Annotated in this window: 19 protein-coding genes, 1 tRNA gene and 1 pseudogene; 10 read left to right on the top strand and 11 right to left on the bottom strand. The window is 65.6% G+C overall.

Annotated features, from left to right (window positions below; genetic code table 11):
• The first annotated feature begins 304 nt into the window (after positions 1–304).
• Positions 305–1,522, top strand: a complete 1,218-nt coding sequence (locus ACV7NQ_RS08420; protein ID WP_463359104.1) for a L,D-transpeptidase — start codon at positions 305–307, stop codon at positions 1,520–1,522.
• A 185-nt stretch (positions 1,523–1,707) separates the two neighbouring features.
• Here the strand turns inward: ACV7NQ_RS08420 and ACV7NQ_RS08415 are convergent.
• Positions 1,708–1,783 (bottom strand) — tRNA-His (locus ACV7NQ_RS08415).
• A 54-nt stretch (positions 1,784–1,837) separates the two neighbouring features.
• Positions 1,838–2,500, bottom strand: coding sequence for an oligoribonuclease (gene orn, locus ACV7NQ_RS08410; RefSeq protein WP_463359103.1), 663 nt, complete (start codon positions 2,498–2,500; stop codon positions 1,838–1,840).
• Positions 2,501–2,621: 121 nt separating this feature from the next.
• Between orn and ACV7NQ_RS08405 the strand changes: the two genes are divergently transcribed.
• The gene (locus ACV7NQ_RS08405) at positions 2,622–4,436 is read left to right on the top strand and encodes a helicase HerA-like domain-containing protein (RefSeq protein ID WP_463359102.1); all 1,815 of its coding nucleotides are present in this window, start codon (positions 2,622–2,624) and stop codon (positions 4,434–4,436) included.
• Between the two features lie 75 nt (positions 4,437–4,511).
• Here the strand turns inward: ACV7NQ_RS08405 and ACV7NQ_RS08400 are convergent, their stop codons facing one another.
• The 3 genes from ACV7NQ_RS08400 to cmrA form a co-directional block, all read right to left on the bottom strand.
• A complete protein-coding gene (locus ACV7NQ_RS08400) occupies positions 4,512–5,822 on the bottom strand; it encodes a diaminopimelate decarboxylase family protein (RefSeq protein ID WP_463359101.1) in 1,311 nt (436 codons plus the stop codon).
• 153 nt (positions 5,823–5,975) lie between these two features.
• Entirely contained in the window at positions 5,976–7,322 is a 1,347-nt protein-coding gene (gene lysA, locus ACV7NQ_RS08395) for a diaminopimelate decarboxylase (RefSeq protein WP_463359100.1), read from the bottom strand.
• Positions 7,323–7,463: 141 nt separating this feature from the next.
• On the bottom strand, positions 7,464–8,267 hold the full coding sequence (gene cmrA, locus ACV7NQ_RS08390) for a mycolate reductase (protein WP_463359099.1): 804 nt from the start codon (positions 8,265–8,267) through the stop codon (positions 7,464–7,466).
• Positions 8,268–8,533: 266 nt separating this feature from the next.
• On the opposite strand from cmrA, the pseudogene ACV7NQ_RS08385 reads away from it, so the two are divergent.
• The 3 genes and pseudogenes from ACV7NQ_RS08385 to ACV7NQ_RS08375 all read left to right on the top strand — a co-directional run.
• Positions 8,534–8,758 (top strand): annotated as a pseudogene (locus ACV7NQ_RS08385) (IS982 family transposase); the annotation flags it as partial.
• Between the two features lie 73 nt (positions 8,759–8,831).
• A complete protein-coding gene (locus ACV7NQ_RS08380) occupies positions 8,832–9,407 on the top strand; it encodes an adenylate/guanylate cyclase domain-containing protein (protein ID WP_463359098.1) in 576 nt (191 codons plus the stop codon).
• On the top strand, positions 9,404–10,063 hold the full coding sequence (locus ACV7NQ_RS08375; RefSeq protein ID WP_463359097.1) for a Crp/Fnr family transcriptional regulator: 660 nt from the start codon (positions 9,404–9,406) through the stop codon (positions 10,061–10,063). Before ACV7NQ_RS08380 ends, ACV7NQ_RS08375 begins: the two co-directional genes overlap by 4 nt.
• 4 nt (positions 10,064–10,067) lie before the next feature.
• On the opposite strand, the gene ACV7NQ_RS08370 is transcribed toward ACV7NQ_RS08375, so the two are convergent.
• The 5 genes from ACV7NQ_RS08370 to ACV7NQ_RS08350 form a co-directional block, all read right to left on the bottom strand.
• Complete coding sequence (locus ACV7NQ_RS08370; protein WP_463359096.1) at positions 10,068–10,625, bottom strand: hypothetical protein; 558 nt, start codon at positions 10,623–10,625, stop codon at positions 10,068–10,070.
• Between the two features lie 202 nt (positions 10,626–10,827).
• On the bottom strand, positions 10,828–12,858 hold the full coding sequence (locus ACV7NQ_RS08365; protein WP_463359095.1) for an FAD-dependent oxidoreductase: 2,031 nt from the start codon (positions 12,856–12,858) through the stop codon (positions 10,828–10,830).
• Positions 12,855–13,436, bottom strand: coding sequence for a PadR family transcriptional regulator (locus tag ACV7NQ_RS08360; RefSeq protein ID WP_463359094.1), 582 nt, complete (start codon positions 13,434–13,436; stop codon positions 12,855–12,857). Before ACV7NQ_RS08360 ends, ACV7NQ_RS08365 begins: the two co-directional genes overlap by 4 nt.
• 28 nt (positions 13,437–13,464) lie before the next feature.
• Positions 13,465–13,722, bottom strand: coding sequence for a helicase associated domain-containing protein (locus ACV7NQ_RS08355; RefSeq protein WP_463359093.1), 258 nt, complete (start codon positions 13,720–13,722; stop codon positions 13,465–13,467).
• Between the two features lie 795 nt (positions 13,723–14,517).
• Positions 14,518–15,303 carry a transposase family protein gene (locus ACV7NQ_RS08350; protein WP_463359092.1) on the bottom strand — a complete coding sequence of 262 codons (786 nt, stop codon included), beginning with the start codon at positions 15,301–15,303 and terminating at the stop codon, positions 14,518–14,520.
• 119 nt (positions 15,304–15,422) lie between these two features.
• Between ACV7NQ_RS08350 and ACV7NQ_RS08345 the strand changes: the two genes are divergently transcribed.
• The 5 genes from ACV7NQ_RS08345 (at position 15,423) to ACV7NQ_RS08325 (ending at position 18,493) form a co-directional block, all read left to right on the top strand.
• Positions 15,423–16,253 (top strand): hypothetical protein, encoded by an 831-nt coding sequence (locus ACV7NQ_RS08345; RefSeq protein WP_463359091.1) that lies wholly within the window; start codon positions 15,423–15,425, stop codon positions 16,251–16,253.
• Positions 16,250–16,747: a hypothetical protein gene (locus tag ACV7NQ_RS08340; protein ID WP_463359090.1), complete on the top strand. Its 498-nt coding sequence runs from the start codon at positions 16,250–16,252 to the stop codon at positions 16,745–16,747. The genes ACV7NQ_RS08345 and ACV7NQ_RS08340 overlap by 4 nt, the downstream gene beginning before the upstream one ends.
• A gap of 80 nt (positions 16,748–16,827) precedes the next feature.
• Positions 16,828–17,358: a hypothetical protein gene (locus ACV7NQ_RS08335; RefSeq protein WP_463359089.1), complete on the top strand. Its 531-nt coding sequence runs from the start codon at positions 16,828–16,830 to the stop codon at positions 17,356–17,358.
• Positions 17,359–17,765: 407 nt separating this feature from the next.
• Positions 17,766–17,906: a hypothetical protein gene (locus ACV7NQ_RS08330; protein WP_463359088.1), complete on the top strand. Its 141-nt coding sequence runs from the start codon at positions 17,766–17,768 to the stop codon at positions 17,904–17,906.
• A gap of 179 nt (positions 17,907–18,085) precedes the next feature.
• Entirely contained in the window at positions 18,086–18,493 is a 408-nt protein-coding gene (locus ACV7NQ_RS08325) for a hypothetical protein (RefSeq protein ID WP_463359087.1), read from the top strand.
• A 133-nt stretch (positions 18,494–18,626) separates the two neighbouring features.
• Here ACV7NQ_RS08325 and ACV7NQ_RS08320 read toward each other — a convergent pair whose 3' ends face one another.
• Entirely contained in the window at positions 18,627–18,839 is a 213-nt protein-coding gene (locus ACV7NQ_RS08320; RefSeq protein ID WP_463359086.1) for a hypothetical protein, read from the bottom strand.
• Between the last annotated feature and the right edge of the window lie 59 nt (positions 18,840–18,898).

Raw genomic sequence — 18,898 nt, 5'->3', positions numbered from 1 at the left:
GTGCGGGACAGACACTAACAGGCCGAGGGCGCAGAAGTGAAATCGATATCCGGGCGGCGGCGCGACGGAGCCGAGTCGGGGTGTTAACGAGGGGCGCGTAACAAGGGGCGCGGTGGTTCGGATCTAACCGGTGGAGCTCGCCTGCATCGGGGTGGTGTTCGCGTTGGAACGGCTTGTCGAGCTGGCAGAATGGCGGGACGTGGTCTCGACCGATCCTGCCGGCACGGTGGGTTGAGCTAGCAGTCGGTCGGATCCGAAGCCATCGGTGTGTCTCTGGCACACCGGGACTTGAAACGGGGTTGAGATGAGTGTTGCGCAGGGTCGACTTCGGTCGATGGGGAAAGTAACCGCACCCCTGGTTGTATCGGCCGTCGTCGCGCTGACCCTGTCGGCCTGCTCGTCCTCGAACACCTCGGACACCGCCTCGGTGCCCATCGACCGCAACCCGGTCACTGAACTGATCAAGCCGAAGCTGTTGTCGCCTGTCAAGGACGGTGACGTGGGGGTGTCACCGGGTATGCCGATCACCTTCAAGGTCGATGACGGCAAGTTCACCAATGTGACGCTGCTCAACCCGCAGAACACCCCGGTCGGCGGCAAGCTGGCAGCCGATGGCCAGTCCTGGGAGACCACCGAGGTGCTCGGCTACGGCAAGACATACAGACTGCGTGCCGAGGCGATCGGTCTTGGCGGTGCCGGCGCCACCGTGCTGAGCTTCACCACCACTTCGCCCGACAGCCAAACCCATCCGTACCTGCTGACCGACGAAAACGAGGTGGTCGGCATCGGACAGCCGGTGGCAATCCAGTTCGACGAGAACATCCCGGACCGCAAGGCCGTTCAGAATGCGATCAAGATCACCACCGAGCCCGCCGTCGAGGGCGCGTTCTACTGGGTGAACAACCGCGAGGTGCGGTGGCGGCCGGAGCATTTCTGGGCACCGGGTACCAAGGTCATCATCGACGTCAATGTGTACGGCAAGGATCTCGGCAACGGCCTGTTCGGTCAGGACAACATCCACTCGTTCTTCACCGTCGGCGATGCGACCGTCTTCACTGCCGACGACAACACCAAGCAGGTGACGGTCGAGCAGAACGGTCAGGTGGTGCGGACCATGCCCACCTCGATGGGTAAGGACAGCTCGCCCACCGACAACGGCATCTACATCGTGAGCGACCGCTTCGATCGCATCATGATGGACTCCTCGACCTACGGGGTCCCGGTGAGCTCCCCGAACGGCTACAAGACGCCGATCGACTACGCGACCCGAATCTCCTACAGCGGCATCTTCTTTCACTCGGCGCCGTGGTCGGTCGGGCAGCAGGGGTACTCGAACACCAGCCACGGCTGTCTGAACCTGAGCCCGGCGAACGCCCTGTGGGTCTATCAGAACGCCAAACGCGGTGACATCGCCATCATCAAGAACACCGTGGGCGGCACCCTGTCCGGTGTCGATGGCCTCGGCGACTGGAACATCCCGTGGCCGGAATGGAAGGCGGGCAACGCCGGGATTAGGGGATAACGGGCCCGGCCGAAGGAGATCTGTCACACAATTGCCGAAGTATCCGCCGCGCATCGCCGCTGGTTGGGTGGTTCGCGAAACTGATTGGTGCACAGGGGAATAGGCCCCAGCGGACAGCGGGGAGTCCCGGGGTCGCACGGATACGAAAAAGGCCCAGGCGGGGATCTCTCCCGGCCCGGGCCTCATGGGGTGGCTGACGGGACTCGAACCCGCGACACCCAGGATCACAACCTGGTGCTCTACCAGCTGAACTACAGCCACCATTGCCGGTGATGAACCGGCGCGCTAAATATTAGCGCGTTACCCCCGGGAGCCCTAATCGGCTTCCGGCGTGCCGTTACGCTGCGCTTCTGGCGCGCCCTCGCCCACGCCCTTGGGGTCATCGCTCAGCTCGGCCGCGACGGCGGCGATTTCCGCCGTCGACGGACCGGGTGCGGCAACGAACGCGGTGCGCCGGTAGTACTCGAGCTCGCGAATGGACTCTTTGATGTCGGCAAGGGCGCGATGGGTGAGCCCCTTCTCCGGCTGCCCGAAATAGATCCGTGGGTACCAGCGGCGGCACAGCTCCTTGATGGAGCTCACGTCGATCATCCGGTAGTGCAGATGGGTGTCCAGCAGGGGCATGTCCCTGGCGATGAAGCCGCGGTCGGTCGCGATCGAATTGCCCGCCAGCGGGACCATGCCCGCGAGCGGGGCGTATTCGCGGATGTAATCGAGCACCTGCTGCTCGGCCTCGGCGAGGGTGACGGTGGAGCGGCGCACCTCGTCGGTGAGGCCGGAGCGGGCATGCATCTCGGCTACCACCTGGGGCATCGCGGCCAACGCCTCGTCGTCGGCGTGGATGACGATATCCACGCCCTCACCCAGAATGTTGAGGTCGCTATCGGTTACGAGCGCGGCCACCTCGATCAGCTTGTCGCTGTCCAGGCGGAGGCCGGTCATCTCGCAATCCATCCACACCACGAATTTGTCGGACACCCGAGCAACACTAGTCAGCCCGGGCCGCAGTGTGCTCGATTGCCTCACTTAACTCGTGGCGGGGGTCGCGACGATAGAGTTTGCTGGAGATCGGCGTAGGCGTTTTATGCATGACAGCAACATGTTGGCAGACCAAGACGGAGGACGCGCGATGACCACCGCCCAGGAGAAAGCGGCCGCGGCACGCAGGGCCGCCGAGGATGCTGCCAGAGTCGCCGCGGAGGCGACAGCCGCCGCCGAGGCCGCGGAGCGCGAACTGGCCGAGCAGGAGGCCGCCGCCGGGTCCGGCGATGCCAACGGTGCCAATGCGGTGGCCGCCGCTTCCGATGCCGACGCGAAGGTGGCCGAGACCGCCGCCGCGAGTGCTACCGCCGCCGAGGCCGCGAAGGCGCTGGCGACCGAAGCCACCGACTCGGCCGAACAGTCGCCCGCACAGCAGATCACCGCCGGGTACGCGTTCGAGGGTGAGGCGCTCGAGCTGGGCACCGTGGTGATCGCCGGGGTCGTCGATCCGTCTGCGCTGGTACGGATTCCGATGCGCACGGTGAACCGGCACGGTCTGGTCGCGGGCGCCACCGGTACCGGTAAGACGAAGACCCTGCAGGGGATTGCCGAACAGTTGTCGCGGGCCGGGGTACCGGTGGTGCTCGCCGATATCAAGGGCGACCTGTCGGGCCTGTCGCAGCCCGGGCAGTCGAACGACAAGCTGAGCGCGCGGAGCCTCGAAACCGGAGCCGGGGAATGGAAGCCGACCGGTTTCCCGGCTGAGTTCGTATCGCTCGGCACCGACGGGATCGGTGTGCCGATCCGGGCCACCATCACCGCGTTCGGGCCCGTGCTGCTCAGTAAGGTGCTGGGGCTCAACGAGACTCAGGAATCTACGCTCGGACTGATCTTCCACTGGGCCGACAAGGCGGGGCTCGGGCTGCTGGATCTGAAGGATCTGCGCGCCGTTATCACGCACCTGACCAGTCCCGACGGTAAAGAGGATCTCGAGGGCATCGGCGGGGTGTCGGCGGCGACCGCAGGCGTGATTCTGCGCGCCCTGGTCACCCTCGAAGCCGACGGCGGCGACACCTTCTTCGGTGAGCCGGAACTGGATCCGGCGGATCTGCTGCGCACCGCGGGCGGGCAGGGTGTGATCACGCTGTTCGAGCTGGGCGCGCAGGCGGCGCGGCCGGTGATGTTCTCCACCTTCCTGATGTGGGTGCTGGCCGACCTGTTCCAGACCCTGCCCGAGGTCGGTGACGTCGAAAAGCCCAAACTGGTCTTCATTTTCGACGAGGCGCACCTACTATTCGCGGACGCGTCGAAGGCGTTCCTGGAGCAGGTGGAACAGACCGTCAAACTGATCCGCTCCAAGGGCGTCGGCGTGTTCTTCTGCACCCAGCTGCCCACCGATATTCCGAATTCGGTGCTGTCCCAACTGGGTGCCCGCATCCAGCACGCACTGCGCGCCTTCACGCCCCACGATCAGAAGGCGCTGTCCAAGACGGTCCGCACCTACCCGAAGACCGGAACCTACGACCTGGAGGAGGCGCTCACCTCACTGGGCACCGGCGAGGCGATCGTCACGGTGCTTTCGGAGAAGGGCGCACCGACTCCGGTGGCGTGGACCAGGATTCAGCCACCGCGCTCGCTGATGGACACCATCGGCGACGAGGCGATCAAGTCGCGGGCGCTGTCCAGCTCGCTGTACGGCAAGTACGGCCAGACCATCGACCGCGAATCGGCCTACGAGATCCTCGCGGCGAAAGTATCGGCGGCACAGGAGGACTCGGCCCCAGCACCCGCACCGGGACGACGCACCGCAGAAGAAGACTCCGCCGCCGAGCGCATCATGAAGAACCCGGCCGTGAAGAGCTTCCTGCGTTCGGCCGCCACGGCGGCGGGGCGCGAAATCAGCCGCAGCATCTTCGGCACCCGCCGCCGCTGACACCCCGCGCCTCCGATTCCCCGCATACCGCATGCGACTCGGCGTGCGGGAAGTCAAAGGCGTTGCGGCTGTGCGCTATCCGGCGTCGCGGTCGAGCAGATCCGCTTCGCGCCGGACGAGTTCGTCGCACCGGCCACCGTGCACGGCGATGACGGGTAGCCGCGCGGTGTCGGCGAGGGCACGCCCGTACTGGTAGGCGCCGGTGCACGGCACCGCGAGCAGCTCGCCTGGGCGCAGGTCCACCGGCATCCGGATATCGGTGGCGAGGATGTCGTCACCGGCTTGCCCCGCGACTGTCGCGGTCCGCTGTGGGCCGGTGGCCCGCCGGTTCGCTAGAACCATGGCGGCGAGGGCGCCCGGCCGGGAGTCCGTCCGGTCCTTGCGCACGCCGCTGTCGACGATGACGGAGGGGTATCCGCCGTCGTTGTGCTTGACCGAGAGCACTCGGTACAGGGTCACGCCCGCGCGGGCCACGATCCCGCGGCCGGGTTCGATAGCGATATTCGGGCGTGGGAAGCGCTGCCGGGCGCAAGCCGCGTCGAGGGCGTCCTCGATGATGGCGGCGAGGTCGGTCAGGTTCATTTCGGCGTCGCCGCTGCGATAGGCGACCGCGTGCCCGCCGCCGAGGTCGAGGTCGGTGAGTATCGGGCCGTGGTCGTGGCGCACCTGTGCCATTTCCGCGACCATCCGCCGGATCGCCTCGCCGTAGTAGTCGGGGTTGTAGATCTGGGAGCCAACGTGGCAGCGGAAGCCGATCAGGTCGAGCTTCGGCTGGCTGAGTACCTGCGCCACTGCCGCGGTCGCGGCGTCGCCGACAAGGAACCCTGCCGGTTGCGCGGTGTCCGCGGCCATCCGGCCGGGGATATCCATGCTCAAGGACAGCCGCAGCAACACCTGCTGCGGGCGGGTGACCACGGCCGCAAGCCGATCGATCTCGGCAACCGAGCTCAGCACGATCCGCCCGACGCGGCACTCGGCCGCGGTTTGCAGCGCTTCGACGGATTCCCCGTTGCCGTGCATGATGATTCGCTTCGGATCGACACCGGCGGCGAGGGCGACGGCCAGCTCATCGGCGGAGTACACCGCGACCGACAGCCCTTCCTCGGTGACCCAGTTCGCGACCGCGCCGATCAGCAGGGCCCTCCCGGCGTAGACGATCTCGGCCTCGGTGAACGTCTTGCGGTAGGCGCGGCAGCGTTCCCTGACCTCGTGTTCGTCGAGGACGCATGCCGCGGTGCCGTACCGGTCGGCGATATCGGCGAGCGCGACGCCACCGATCACGATGCGGCCTGCCGCGTCGTAGTGCGCGTCTCGCGGCCAGATCGCGGAATCGAGGCGCGGGGCCATCTCTGACCGCGAATACGAAAAGAGATCGAGCAACGTCACTGTGTACTCCTGATTGCGCCCGCTGGGATCTATCTGCGGGGGATACCCAGGTCTACCTCCGCGGGAGGGCAGCGGACGGGTCGTTAGCGCTACCTTGACCATCGCCATCCCGATCTTGACGAATCGCTGACGTACCCTCCGACAGATGCCGTTTCATCGGCCGATATCGCGCCTGAGCAGGTCGGCGGTGGTCTCCCGGCGCACCAGCTCACGGGAACTGCCCTTACGCACCGCGACGATCGGCGGGCGGCCGACGCTGTTGTAGCACGAGGCGAGACTGTGGTGGTAGGCGCCGGTGCACGGCATTGCCAGCACCTCACCGGGCCGCAGGTCCGCGGGCAGCTGCACGTCGGTGGCGAGGATGTCGCCCGCCTCGCAGAACCGGCCCGCGACGGTGGCGGTCATATTCGGGCCGGTGGGGTGCCGGTTGGCCACGACGACGCTGTAGTGCGCGCCGTACAGCGCGACCCGTGGGTTGTCACTCATGCCGCCGTCGACCGTGACGTAGGTGCGTCCGCCATCGATGTGCTTGACCGAGAGCACCCGGTACAGGGTCACGCCGGCGTGCGCGACGATGGCGCGGCCCGGTTCGATGGCGATGACGGGGCGTGGGAATCCGCGGCGCGCGCAGGCGGCGTCGAGGGTGTTCTCGACGATCGCGGCGAGCTCGGTCAGGTTCATTTCGGCATCGCCGCAGCGGTAGGCGACCCCGTGGCCGCCGCCGATATCGAGGTGGGTCAGCAGGTGGTCGTGCTCGTCGCGGACTCGCGCCATCTCGGCGATCATCCGGCGGATGGCCTCGCCGTAGTAGTCCGGTTCGCAGATTTGCGAGCCGAGGTGGCAATGGAAGCCGATCAGCCGCAAATTCGGCTGGCGCAGAATCCGGGCGACGGCTTCGGTGGCGGAATCGCTGCCGAGCGGGAAACCGAATTTCTGATCGGTCACGCCGGTGGCCACCGCGGGATGCCCGTGTACGTCGATGCCCGGTGACAGCCGCAGCAGCACCTGCTGCGGCCTGGTGGCCAACGCGGACAGCAGCGTGATCTCCGCGAGCGAATCGACGACGATTCGGCCGACACCGACTTCGAGCGCGGTCTGCAACTCGTCGAAGGATTTTCCGTTGCCGTGCATGATGATTCGCTTCGGATCGACACCGGCGGCGAGCGCGACGGCCAGTTCGCCCGCCGAGCAGACATCCACCGAGAGGCCCTCTTCGGTGACCCAGTCGGCGACCGCCCGGATCATCAGTGCCTTGCCCGCGTAGTAGATCTCGGCGTCGGGGAAGGCCGCACGGTACGCCCGGCAGCGCTGCCTGACCTCACGCTCGGCCAGCACATAGGTCGGGGTGCCGTACTGGTCGGCGATATCGGCGAGCGCGACGCCGCCGACGGTTATTCGGCCTGCGTCGTCATAATGCGTATCTCGTGGCCAAATTGCGGAGTCGAGCCGCGGGGGCATTCCTCCTGACCGCAGCGACGGGAAGATTTCGAGCAGCGTCACGATTTCTCCTGTGTAGCCCCCGCTTTCTCGATATGCGGGGCTGTCGTCAGGACTACGCCGTTTCGAGATCAGCGAGCCGATGGCTTATGCGAACTTGACGCGGCGGAACGCTATCTTGACGGGATTGCAACGGGTCATATTCTAGCCGCCGAGCTTTTTGTAGAACGCGCCCGCGATCGGGGCGGTGAAGGAGCGCGGACCGTACTGGCCCGCGACGCTCATGCCCTTGCTGATCAGGCCCGGGACCACGCGCATCTTGTTGCGGGCCAGTGCGTCGATGGAGACCTTGGCGGTGTATTCGGAGGTGACCCACATGAAGTCGGGCACCATTCGGTGCACGATCGTTGCGTCGGCCGGGTCCGGGGTCTCGGTGCGTACCGGGCCGGGCGCCAGCAGCGTGACGTGCACGCCGGAGCCCTTCAACTCGCCGCGCAGCGATTCGGAGAAGGTGTTGGCGAAGGCCTTGCTCGCGGCGTAGGTGGCGTTGTTGGGGATCGGCATGTTTCCGGCCGCCGAGCCGCTGATCAGGATCCCGCCGCCGCCCCTGGCGATCATGCCGGGCAATACCGCGAGGGTGAGGTCGTGCACCGCGACCGCGTTGAGCTCCATCTGGGCTCGTTCGTACTCCAGGTCCAGCTCGGCGACCGCGCCGAAGGTCGCGATCCCGGCGTTGTTGCACAGGATGGCGATATTGCGCGCGGCCAGCTCCTCGACGAGGCCGCCGCGCTGGGTGCGGTCGGACAGATCGATCGCGCGCACCTCGGCGGTGATGCCGTGCGCCAGCGTCAGCCGCTGGGCGAGTTCAGTGAGCACCTCGCCGCGCCGGGCGACGAGGATCAGCGAGTAGCCGCGGGCGGCGAGATCAGCGGCCAGCGCGGTGCCGATGCCGGAGGAGGCGCCGGTGACGACCGCTCGGTTCTCGGAGGTGGGGGAGGGCAGGCTCACGAGTGGAGCCTAATCCAGTAATTCCAAGAGCTGGAGAAGGCCGTGGCTGGATCCGGTGTGACGTCTCCGGGGCAATCCAGGCTGGGCCTTGGATGACGCAGGCCCCGAGGAGGACAGACGCCGCAGGTCGGTGCGATTTCCGATCCCGCCGCGACGATGAAGCCGTTCCGTCTTGATTGCCGAGCGCGGTTAGATGTTGCTCCAAATCTACTGTCTCGCAATGAGTATCGAGCAGAGACGTGGGGTGAGGGTGTTCAGGTCATTGTGTGACGAACGAAATGGACACCCTCGCAACAGCACTCTATGTGAAGACCGACGACATGTTGAGGGACTCACCGGGGTTAGCGCCATGGCGGCCACGGATCGGAATCGCACCGGAGTTGACCGACGCCGAGTTGGTGACCTTGGCGATGATGCAGGCGCTGCTGGGGTTCACCTCGGAGGCGCGTTGGTTGCGATACGCCCGCGCCCACCTGGGGCATCGGTTCCCTGGCGATGTTAAACGCCCCGAAACCCGGTGAGCTGTGGATACACCTGGCCGAGCCGAGGGGTAGCGTTCGGGTCGTGTTCAAGCTCAAGGTCATCCTCTGGCTGGGACACCTATCGTTGCCGGCGTTCGGGTTATGGCTCCTGGTCTCCCGTCCCGCACTCGATATGGACTACGAGCATCACGCGGAGCATTTCTGGCTGTATTACGGCGTGATCGTGCCGGAGATTCTGGACCGGGGTGGGACGGTCGTGCAGTTCGTCGGCGACGCGGTGATGGCCCTGTTCAACGCGCCGGCCCGCCAGCCGGATCATGCGTTGCGGGCGGCGGGAGCCGGGCTCGCCCTCCAGCGGGTGGTCGCCGAAACGGCGGTTCGGCATCCGGACTGGCCGCGCTTCCGGGTCGGGGTCAATATCGGTCCGGCGCTGGTCGGCAACGTCGGCGCGCCGCAGATGCGCAACTACACCGCGATCGGCGATACGACGAATCTCGCTGCCCGGCTGGAGAGTTTGGCGGAGCCTGGGACTGTGGTGATCGGCTCGCTGACCTATGCGGAACTCGGCTCGCGCGCGCAGGTGCGCAGCCGGGGCGCGGTTACTGTCAAAGGCCGGAATGAGCCGGTGACATGCTATGTGTTGGAAGGGCTGCGGTGACGACCGATTTCGAGATACTGCGCGGTGTGGGCGAACAGCAGCGGCGCGAAATTCTTGCCTCCTGCACGCCGCGACGGTTCAAACGCAGGGAAATCCTTTGTCACGAAGGCGATCCCGGCGACTGTCTGCATCTGATCAAGTCCGGGCGGCTCATCGTTCGAGTCGCCACCCCCCTCGGGAACATCGCGACGCTGACCATGCTCGGTCCGGGTTACTCGTTCGGCGAATTAGCGGTGGCCGGCAGCAACTCCCGACGCACCGCGACCGTCGAAGCTGTCGAAAATGTAGAGACGCTGACGTTGAGCCGCACCCAGTTGGCGACACTGCGCCAGACGTACCCGGAGATCGACCGGGTCATCATCGGCACGCTGGCGGCGCAGGTACAGCGGCTCTCCGCGCAGGTGCTCGAGGCTCTGTATCTGCCGGTCGAAACCAGGGTGGTCCGGCGTCTTGTCGACCTCGCACTTATCTACGGAGGATCGCGTCCCGTTGCGGAGATCCGGCTCACCCAGGACGATTTGGCGTCCATGGCGGGGACCACGCGGGCCACGGCGAACAAGGTGCTACGCGAACTGCAACAACGCAACATCCTCGCCCTGACCCGTGGCCGCATCACCGTGGTAGACCGGGCGGCGCTGATCCGCACCGCCACGTGAACGTCTATTTCGCGAGCGCCTTACCGCCGTTGGGTGCGACGGCGAACCACGTGCCGCCGACGCCCTGGCCCACCAGATCCCCGGGCTTCTTATCCTTCGCGAAGTAGTACACCGGCCACCCACCGATGGTGATCTGGCACGAGCCATCCGCGCGCTCGACGAATCCGGTCAGCGTGGGGTCGATGCCCTGCACATAGAGCCCCTGACCTTGGCTGACAAGCAGTGGCGGCCACGTGACGGCACAGTCGCCGTTGCAGTTCGACTTCGACGGCTTGGGGGCGTCCTTATCGAATCGGTAGAGCGAGCGGCCGTCACGGTCGGTGACGCGCAGCCCGACCGCCGGGTCGGTGACCGCCCTGAGCTCCACCGCATTCGTTCCCTGCGGCGCCGCTCCGTTGTAGATGTTCAGCCACCCTTGGGTTTTCGCGAGTACCGGCGCCGAAGCCGACGTCCAGGCCGGCGCCGGGTCTGCGGTAGCGGCTGGCGTCGCCGACAGGGCCAGCACCCCGGCAGCGGCAAGCGCGACGGCGGCCGTGTTGATCATCGTTGTGAAGCGCGACATGGGATCCTCCGAAGTGGTTTTGTTGTCAGTGCGGACAATTCTTCGGTTTCGGACCCGAATGTTCTTTTCGCGCAGTGACATCCACTGTGTGTCCGCGCCGACACAACGCCCTTGCCCGGGTAGCGGATCCGGCGCGCAGCTCCACGCCACCGCCGAGGGGCGAGCGGTCGCCGCCGCGTGCTGCTCGGTGTCCTGATTTCGGTTAGAGGCGTGCCGCCAGGCGAGTGCCCTGGTCGATGGCGCGCTTGGCATCGAGTTCCGCGGCGAGGTCCGCGCCACCGATCAGATACAGATTGACGCCAGCGGCACGTAGCGGCTCTTCCAGTTCGCGAACAGATTCCTGGCCCGCACAGACGATCACGTTGTCGACCGGGATCAGTTGCGGACGTTGGCGTTTCTCGCCGAAGCTGATGTGCAAGCCGTTGTCGTCGATGCGCTCGTAGTTCACGCCGCCGACGTGCTCGACGCCCTTGGCCTCGAGCGCGGCGCGGTGCACCCAACCGGTGGTCTTGCCGAGGTCTTTGCCGAAGGGGGTCGACTTGCGTTGCAGCAGTATGACTTCGCGGGCGGCGGGTGCGGGTTTGGGGGTGGTCAGCTGGCCGCGGACCTGCTCGTCCTCGGAGTCGACGCCCCACTCTTGCTTCCACTCGTCGAGCTTCAGCGTGGGATGGCCTTCGACGGTGAGGAATTCGCTCACGTCGTAGCCGATGCCGCCCGCGCCGATGACGGCGACGCGCTTGCCAACGGGCCGTTCTTCGCGCACCAGCTCGGCGTAGGACAGCACCATCGGATGATCGATGCCAGGGATGTTCGGAATGCGCGGGCGTACGCCGGTGGCCAGCACCACCTCGTCGTAGCGGGCGTTGATCAGCTCGCCCGCGGTGACACGCTTGTTCAGGTGCACGGTCACGCCGGTGACCTCGAGCATCCTGGTGTAGTAGCGGATCGACTCGTTGAACTCTTCCTTACCCGGAATGCGGCGGGCGATATCGAACTGGCCGCCGACTTTATCGTCGGCCTCGAAAAGATCGACCCGATGGCCACGTTCGGCGAGACTGACCGCCGCCGAGAGTCCGGCCGGGCCCGCGCCGACGACAGCGACGCGCTTGGTGCGCCGGGTCGGCAGCAGCTTCAGCTCGGTCTCGTGGCCCGCACGCGGGTTCAGCAGGCAGGACACGGTCTTGTGCTGGAAGGCGTGGTCGAGGCAGGCCTGGTTGCAGGCGATGCAGGTGTTGATCTCGTCGGCCCGGTTCTGCTTGGCCTTGTTCACCCACTCGGGATCGGTCAGGAAAGGCCGGGCCAGCGAAATCAGTTGGGCGTCACCGCGAGTGAGGATCTCCTCGGCGATCTCCGGCATATTGATCCGGTTGGAGGCGCAGACCGGAATGTTCACCTGCTCGGTGATCTTCGCGGTGAACTCGACGAACGCCGCACGCGGCACCGAGGTCACGATGGTCGGGACGCGCGCCTCGTGCCAGCCGATATCGGTGTTCAGGATATTCGCGCCCGCGGCTTCGAGATCCTTTGCCAACGCGATGATTTCGTCGAAGGTCTGGCCCTTATCGACCAGCTCGGCCATCGACAGCCGGAATACGATGATGAAGTTCGGGCCGACCGCGGCGCGGGTGCGGCGCACGATCTCCACCGCGATGCGGCGGCGGTTCTCCGCCGAGCCGCCCCACTTATCGGTGCGCTTGTTGGTGCGTGGCGCGAGGAACTGGTTGATGAAATAGCCTTCACCACCCATGATTTCGCAGCCGTCGTACCCGGCGAACTGGGCCAATTTCGCGCAGCGAGTGTAGTCATCGATGGTCTGCTCGATGCCCTTGGCCGAGAGCTTGCGCGGCCGGAACGGGTTGATCGGGGCCTTGATCGAGGAGGCCGACACACTGCCGGGCATATAGGAATAGCGGCCCGCGTGCAGGACCTGGATGGCGATCTTGCCGCCCTCTTCGTGCACGGCCTTGGTGATCGCCCGGTGCCGGTAGGCCTCGGTCTTATTGGTGAGCTTCGCGCCGAAGGGCAGCAGCCAGCCGGTGCGGTTCGGGGCGTAGCCGCCGGTGATGATCAGGCCGACGCCACCACGGGCGCGTTCGGCGAAGTAGGCCGCCAGCTTGTTGGTGTCCCAGGCGCGATCCTCCAGGCCGGTGTGCATCGACCCCATGATCACGCGGTTGCGCAGCGTAGTGAAGCCGAGGTCGAGGGGCTCGAACAGGTGGGGGAAGGAACTCATCTGCGAGTCTCACTTTTCTCGGGTTCCGAGTGCGGTCCTGTCGCACCCGGTTGCAGGGCTTGCAGAACTTCGTCACACCATTCGACGAACCCCAGCTCGACGCGGATGCCCGCGCGCAAGACAAGGTACTGGTGCAGAGGCGTACCGGATAGCTGATCCGGTACGTGGAAGTCACGCTTCTCGATCAGTCGGAACAGTTCGAGTCTCCGGTTGTGCTGCTCGCGGTGCCGGGCCACCTCGTCGCACAGTGCGCCGATATCGCCGTGCGCGGCGGCGCGGATCTTCACGCCGAGCTCGTTGCGTGGCATCCCGGAATCGGTGGGCTCGGCGATCCAGCGGGCGAGTTCGCCGCGACCGGCGTCGCTCACCGAGTAGACCTTCTTGTCGGGCCTGCCCTCCTGCGTCACCGACTCGCCGGTCAACCAGCCGGATTCCTCCATGCGCTTGAGTACCCGGTAGATCTGCTGATGGGTGGCGCTCCAGAAGAACCCGATGGACTTGTCGAACCGGCGCGCCAGCTCGTACCCAGAGCCGGCCCGCTCGGTCAGCGATACCAGCAGCGCATGCTCGAGGGCCATGCAGCAAGATTAGCCGTGACACTCGGTACTATGCAACTGGGTGCATAAGCGCGCCGAGTGCGGATAGTTCCGCCGCGTGGTTCGCCGGTAGCGTGCCCGAGCGATGGTCGCGTCGGCATTGCGCGAGCCACGCGCCGAGCCGGAATCCGTCCGTGGTGCGGTAGCTGTTGTCGATGCCTGCGTGGCCGTGCTCGCTCCGGTACACCTCGAGGTGTTGCACGCCGATCCGCCACCGCGATTGTTTGCGTGCTGCGCGCGTCCACGCCCTCGGCGAGAACGCGCGCATTCGAGACCACCACGGTCCCGTCGCCGGGCCGCTGTAGCGCGGCCAGCGCTGCCCGACGGTGCCGCGGCGCCATATCCCCGCTGACCCAGCGGGCACGCACCTCCCGCAGCGGCCTGTCACCGGTGGGCAACAGTTCGATCGCGGCGGCCAACCCCGTGGCGAACCGAGTCGCCGCCATGACCCGACCGTGATAGGTGATTACTCGGCGTAATCCATAGTCGCGCACCGCCTTTGCCAACGCGACCTGCATGCCGAGCATCCGCGCCGATACCGCGCGACCTTCGACGGTCACCAACCGGCGTGCGGCGGTCAGTTCGGCCACCTCCGCGTCGGTAACCGTCACCACTGCCACGCGATAGCCGGCCAACAATCCCGACTCGATCGCGGCCGCGAATGGTAGATGGAACACCTGCCGACCGAACACCGTGGGATCGTCCATGCTCACACTCTCGGTGCCACCGATGGTCATTATTCGCGGCGTCGCAGTCAGATACAGCCGCCGCACCGCCGGTAGCAGCCGATCCTCGTGTATCTGCGCACACTGCCCCTTCACTCCGCGTAGATCCACGGTCCCCGGTACGTGTCGGCCAACACGGCCGTGACCTGCGCGGACAGCCCGGTCAGATCCGCGGTCTCCCGCAGCATGCCCATCCCGGCATGCGACACGACCCCGCCGCCGTCGCCGAAGTTTTCCCGGTGCTCGGCAGTGTGAACGAGTCCATCAAGAGCATCACTCGCGCGGCGGGAACCGAATACGATCCGCTGGTAACATGCTTGGAGCCGGTTCCGGGAGCCTTATTCATAAGCCCTGCTGAAGAAGAGTAGCCCGATGATTGCTTGGAGCATGCTGGCGTATTTGTCGATGGGGGCGCGGTAGCGGCCTCCTTCCTCGCTGAGCATGCGCCATGTTTTGAGGTGGGCGACTGCGCGTTCGACGGTGGCGCGGACGGCCGACAGTTCGGTGTTGAAGGTGGCGTCGTCGGGGTGGCGGTCGTGGCCTTTGGGTTTCCTGATCGGCACGAGGTCGATGCCGTCGACGCCGACGTAGCCGAGGTCGGCGACGGTGTGCAGATCGGCGAGCGCATCGGCGAGGCCGGACGCGGCGTAGGCGTGGGCGTCGTGGCGTGCGCCGTGCACCGGCGTGGTCGAGATCGCGACGATCTGTCCGTCGAGGTCGGTGGCGATTTGGACGTTCATGCCGGGGTATCCGGCCTTTCCGGAGAACAGGTCTGGGATCGCCGACCAGTCCCAGGTCGGGCAGATCGTGCCGTCGAGGCGGGCGGTTCCCTTGCCGATCATCTCCCCGGGGTCGGGGACGAATTCGGCGAGGACCTCCCCGATCAACGGGCGCAGCAGATCCGGGCGGCGGCTCGCGGTCGGCTGGCTGACACCGAAGAACGCCGCCGCTACGTCCTGGGTCATGTTCTTGCGAATCAATGTGACCACCAACGCAACCGACCGGAACAGGCCCAGCACGTAGGGGCGTCCCGCCGAGGTCAACACGCCGACCTCGGGGTGCAGACGTGCCGTGAGCTCGGTCAGTTGCCCATGGGTCAGCCCCGCAATAGCCTCGTACCGCACGGCTCCTCGTATCTCTTCCGCAGAATTGGTCTTCGCGAATGAGATACTTTGGAGCCGTTGCCTTTACAAGGCTGACACGCCGGGCTCCTCGACACGGTGGCCGACTCGAAGCTGCTGCCATGCAGGCAATTCCGGGAACAAGACCGCGCCGCTCCGTACCGCACCTGTACCGCACCATCCGCCACAAGTTTGCTGATACCCGCACCGACATCAGCCTCCGAGGGGTTATGAATAAGCCTCCGGGAAACTGGTCCGAGATCCGCAGGCTCGGTGAGGTTTACAAGGCAGCCGGCAACGGGCTCGAGGCATGCGGTAAGAATCTCGAATCCGGAGTGAAGCGGATCGACGGTAGCACCGACGGCAAACCCAATTGGGACGGTAAAGCCTCCGTAGCCTTCAGCGAGTGGGCGACCAAGCAGGTGGCGGCAATGACATGGGAAGTCCCGGTCGGCCGGATCGTCAGTGATTGTGCGGGCAAGGTCCCCGACGAGATCAGGGATGGCATCAAACTCATCCTCGAAGGGCTGTGGGGGATGCTCAACAAGTATGTCGATTTCGACGACATCAAGGGCGCTCTCAAGTCGGTCGCCAATATCTTGTCCGCGGCCGTCCCGGGTCTCGGAGCTGCCCGCATCGCCAAGCTGGTCGTTGACATCGGTATGCTCATCAATGCCGCCATCAACGTGGTCATCAAGATCAAAGAGCTTGCCGATGCCTTCAAGAAGCTCCTCGACATCATCAAGGATCCGGTAGGCCAGTTGAAGGAGAAGGGGAAACAGAAGCTGGACGAGGCCATCGCGCCGGTCACCAAGAAAGTTGACGACGCGACCCGTAAGGCGGCCCTCGCCAAGGATATCGAACAAATTTCCCATTACGGCGACACCGTGAACCGCCCCACACAGTCGTATGATGCCGGGTCCGGCACAGCGCCGTGGGAGAACGCGTCATGACGAGACCCCAATGGGGCAGCATGCGGGAGCCCGATCTCGACCCTGAGGTGGAGGCGATCGCCCGGAAGGTCATGGACGCGGTAGACAGTCTACGCACCGCCACCATCCGCCTGACCAACATAGACATCGACGAACTCTTCGACGGTCCCACCGAGGTGACCGAGGAATTCATCTCGATGGTCGCCGGCTTGGACACCGCGTCCCCGGCGCTGAAGGCATATGCCGAACGAGTCAGTAACGGTGAATGCCGTTGGTGCGACATCGAAACCCTCGCCCGCCCGGTACCACCGGAAGTCGCCGAGATGAAGAGCTCGCCGTTGTTCACCTGGAAGTGGACCCCGGAACCCCCACAAGCGCCCACCCCGCCTCCGGCCCCTACGTGGCCGCCCACCCAGACCCCCACCCGTCGTCCGCGACCTGGCGAAACCGTGGTCGGCCCCAGTGACTGGCCGGACGACTTCGACGAGCACCCCGATGAGCGGCGCTGGCGCTGAGACGCAGGGCGCCGTGACGTTCGCGTGCCGAGGCGCCATTACCGTCGGTGGATTACAGCCGGTTTGCTCGAGGAGTTGATGTGGCGCGGTCCCAGAGGTTGATCGGCCCGATGTCGCTGGTGTGGACACTGGGTGTCACGGCAGCGGCGGTGGCCTTCATGACGGGCGCGCTGGACCTTGGTATCACGATAGCCCGGTGGACCGGTTCGCCGGTCGCCATGGCGCTGTCTCTACCGGCGAGCCTATTGCTGGGCATGGGTGCGTGGATGCTCGTGCTGGCCGCCGCATGGCGGCTGCGCCGGAATTACCTGCGGCGGAACGGGATCGCGATGTCCGCGGTGGTGGTCGAGTCGGATCTGCGATCCAACTACCGTTCGGGTACGTTCAACTTCGATTTCTTCCGGGTGCGAGTCGAAGTTCAGTTCCCACACCCAGACTCGGGTGCCGATGCCCGCGTGCGCAAGCAGTACTTCTACCCTGAATTCCGCGAGGTCAAAGCGCGAGCACTGGCCGAGCGACTGAGCGTCGGCTCCTCGGTTCCCATTGTGGTCCACAAGAATTCCGCGTTGTTCGACATTCCCAAACGGCCCGTCTGGGCCGATATCTGGTGACCGTCGCCGACTTCGGTTGCTGCCCTGTCATTTTCGGTTGTGGTCACTGTTTCGCGGCCTGTCGCAGTGCGGTTGTTGCGGCACGTCCGGGGGGATTGGCGGGTGGTACTGGTCGCAGCGGTGAAGCAGTCGATCGTTCTCGACGGCTGCTAGAAAATGAAGCGCACGGTGAGACCAACAGGAAGCGCCGCATCTCGAGACAAGATGAAGAAGTCCTGTTCAAGGCCTCGGGAGACGAAGACAGCCGTGAGACCCTACAAATTTGTAGGGTCTCAAAAAACGTGGCCAAATCTCAGAATGGTGGGCCACGGCGTGCCAGTTGGCCATGATTTTGAGATTCCGCTTCCTCGGCTGGCCGGTTGGTGGATGACCCTCGCCAGTTACGGTCCACAGCAGGAGGATTCGGGTTGGCGAGCGCGGCGGTGTCGAGTGCGCCGGGGTCTCTGCGGTCGGTCACCGTCGATGTTGTGCAGGTGGCGTTCCGTTGTGCCGACGACGATGCCGAGGAGGTTCGGTCGTTTGCGACGGTGAGCGTCGAGACGCTGTGAGAGACAGACCAAGAATGACCAGGTCAATCAGCTGGCGGCAACATGGCTAGTGCCCCGTCTGGGAAGGTTGATGCGGTAACTGCCGGGGCGGCGGATTGGTCGCGGTGCCGCTGTACAACACCGGTTTCGCGGCGAAGAATGAGAGGCGGCCAATGAGCTTCTCCCGATAAGAGGCCGTCATGTCTCATACTCATGAGCTCTTCGAGAGCTTGAACATCGATAGCAATCTCGGCAGTGAGCACATCGCCGCCAGCGTGGACACCCTCCTGGAATGCGAGGAGGCACTCACCGCGTGCGCGGCGGGCATGCTGTCGGAACCGAACGTGGGTCCGCTGATCTCGTCGGTGGTCGCCGACCTGGATTGCGCGGACGTCGTGTCGGCCACCCGCAGGCTGCTGACCCGGCACGCCGGCCCGGACAGCAGCGTGCTCAGCGCTCAGCTCGAGGCCTGCCTGCTGGCCTGTGAGCGCAGCAGTCGGCTGTGCGGCACCCATGCCGAGCGTCACGAACACTGCCGCATATGCACCCAGGCAACCCAACGTTGCGTCGAGACGACCAGAGAGCTGCTTCGCGCAATTCATCAGTGAAGCGCGTGATGCGCCGGGCCGCCCACGGCCCCGACGATCGAGACGCGACGGCGATCATCCAAGCGACCTGTCTGGACGAAGCATGGGATCAGCGACATGGGGCGGCCGGTTGCCTGGTCGTATTCGGTTACATTCAGCCAGGTTGGAAGAATGCGAGCATTTTCTGGCTGGCGTCCGGCGACGTCAGGATTTCCTGGACGTGCGCGGACTGCCGGCCGGCAGCGCTGGTGCGTTCGAACATCTCGCGTTCGTATTCTTTGACGGCGGCGGGAAAGTTGTCCGGGTGCGCGGCCAACGCGAGGCCGAGCAGGGCGCCGTCGAGCAGCGCCATGTTCCTCGACGGCATCGAAGCCCGCATCTCGAGCTGACGCGCGGCCGGGGGACCAGACGAGGGCCACCCATGGC

It is taken from the genome of Nocardia sp. Tas62D01 (assembly GCF_055232035.1).
This window is presented reverse-complemented; position numbering and strand designations above follow the sequence as displayed.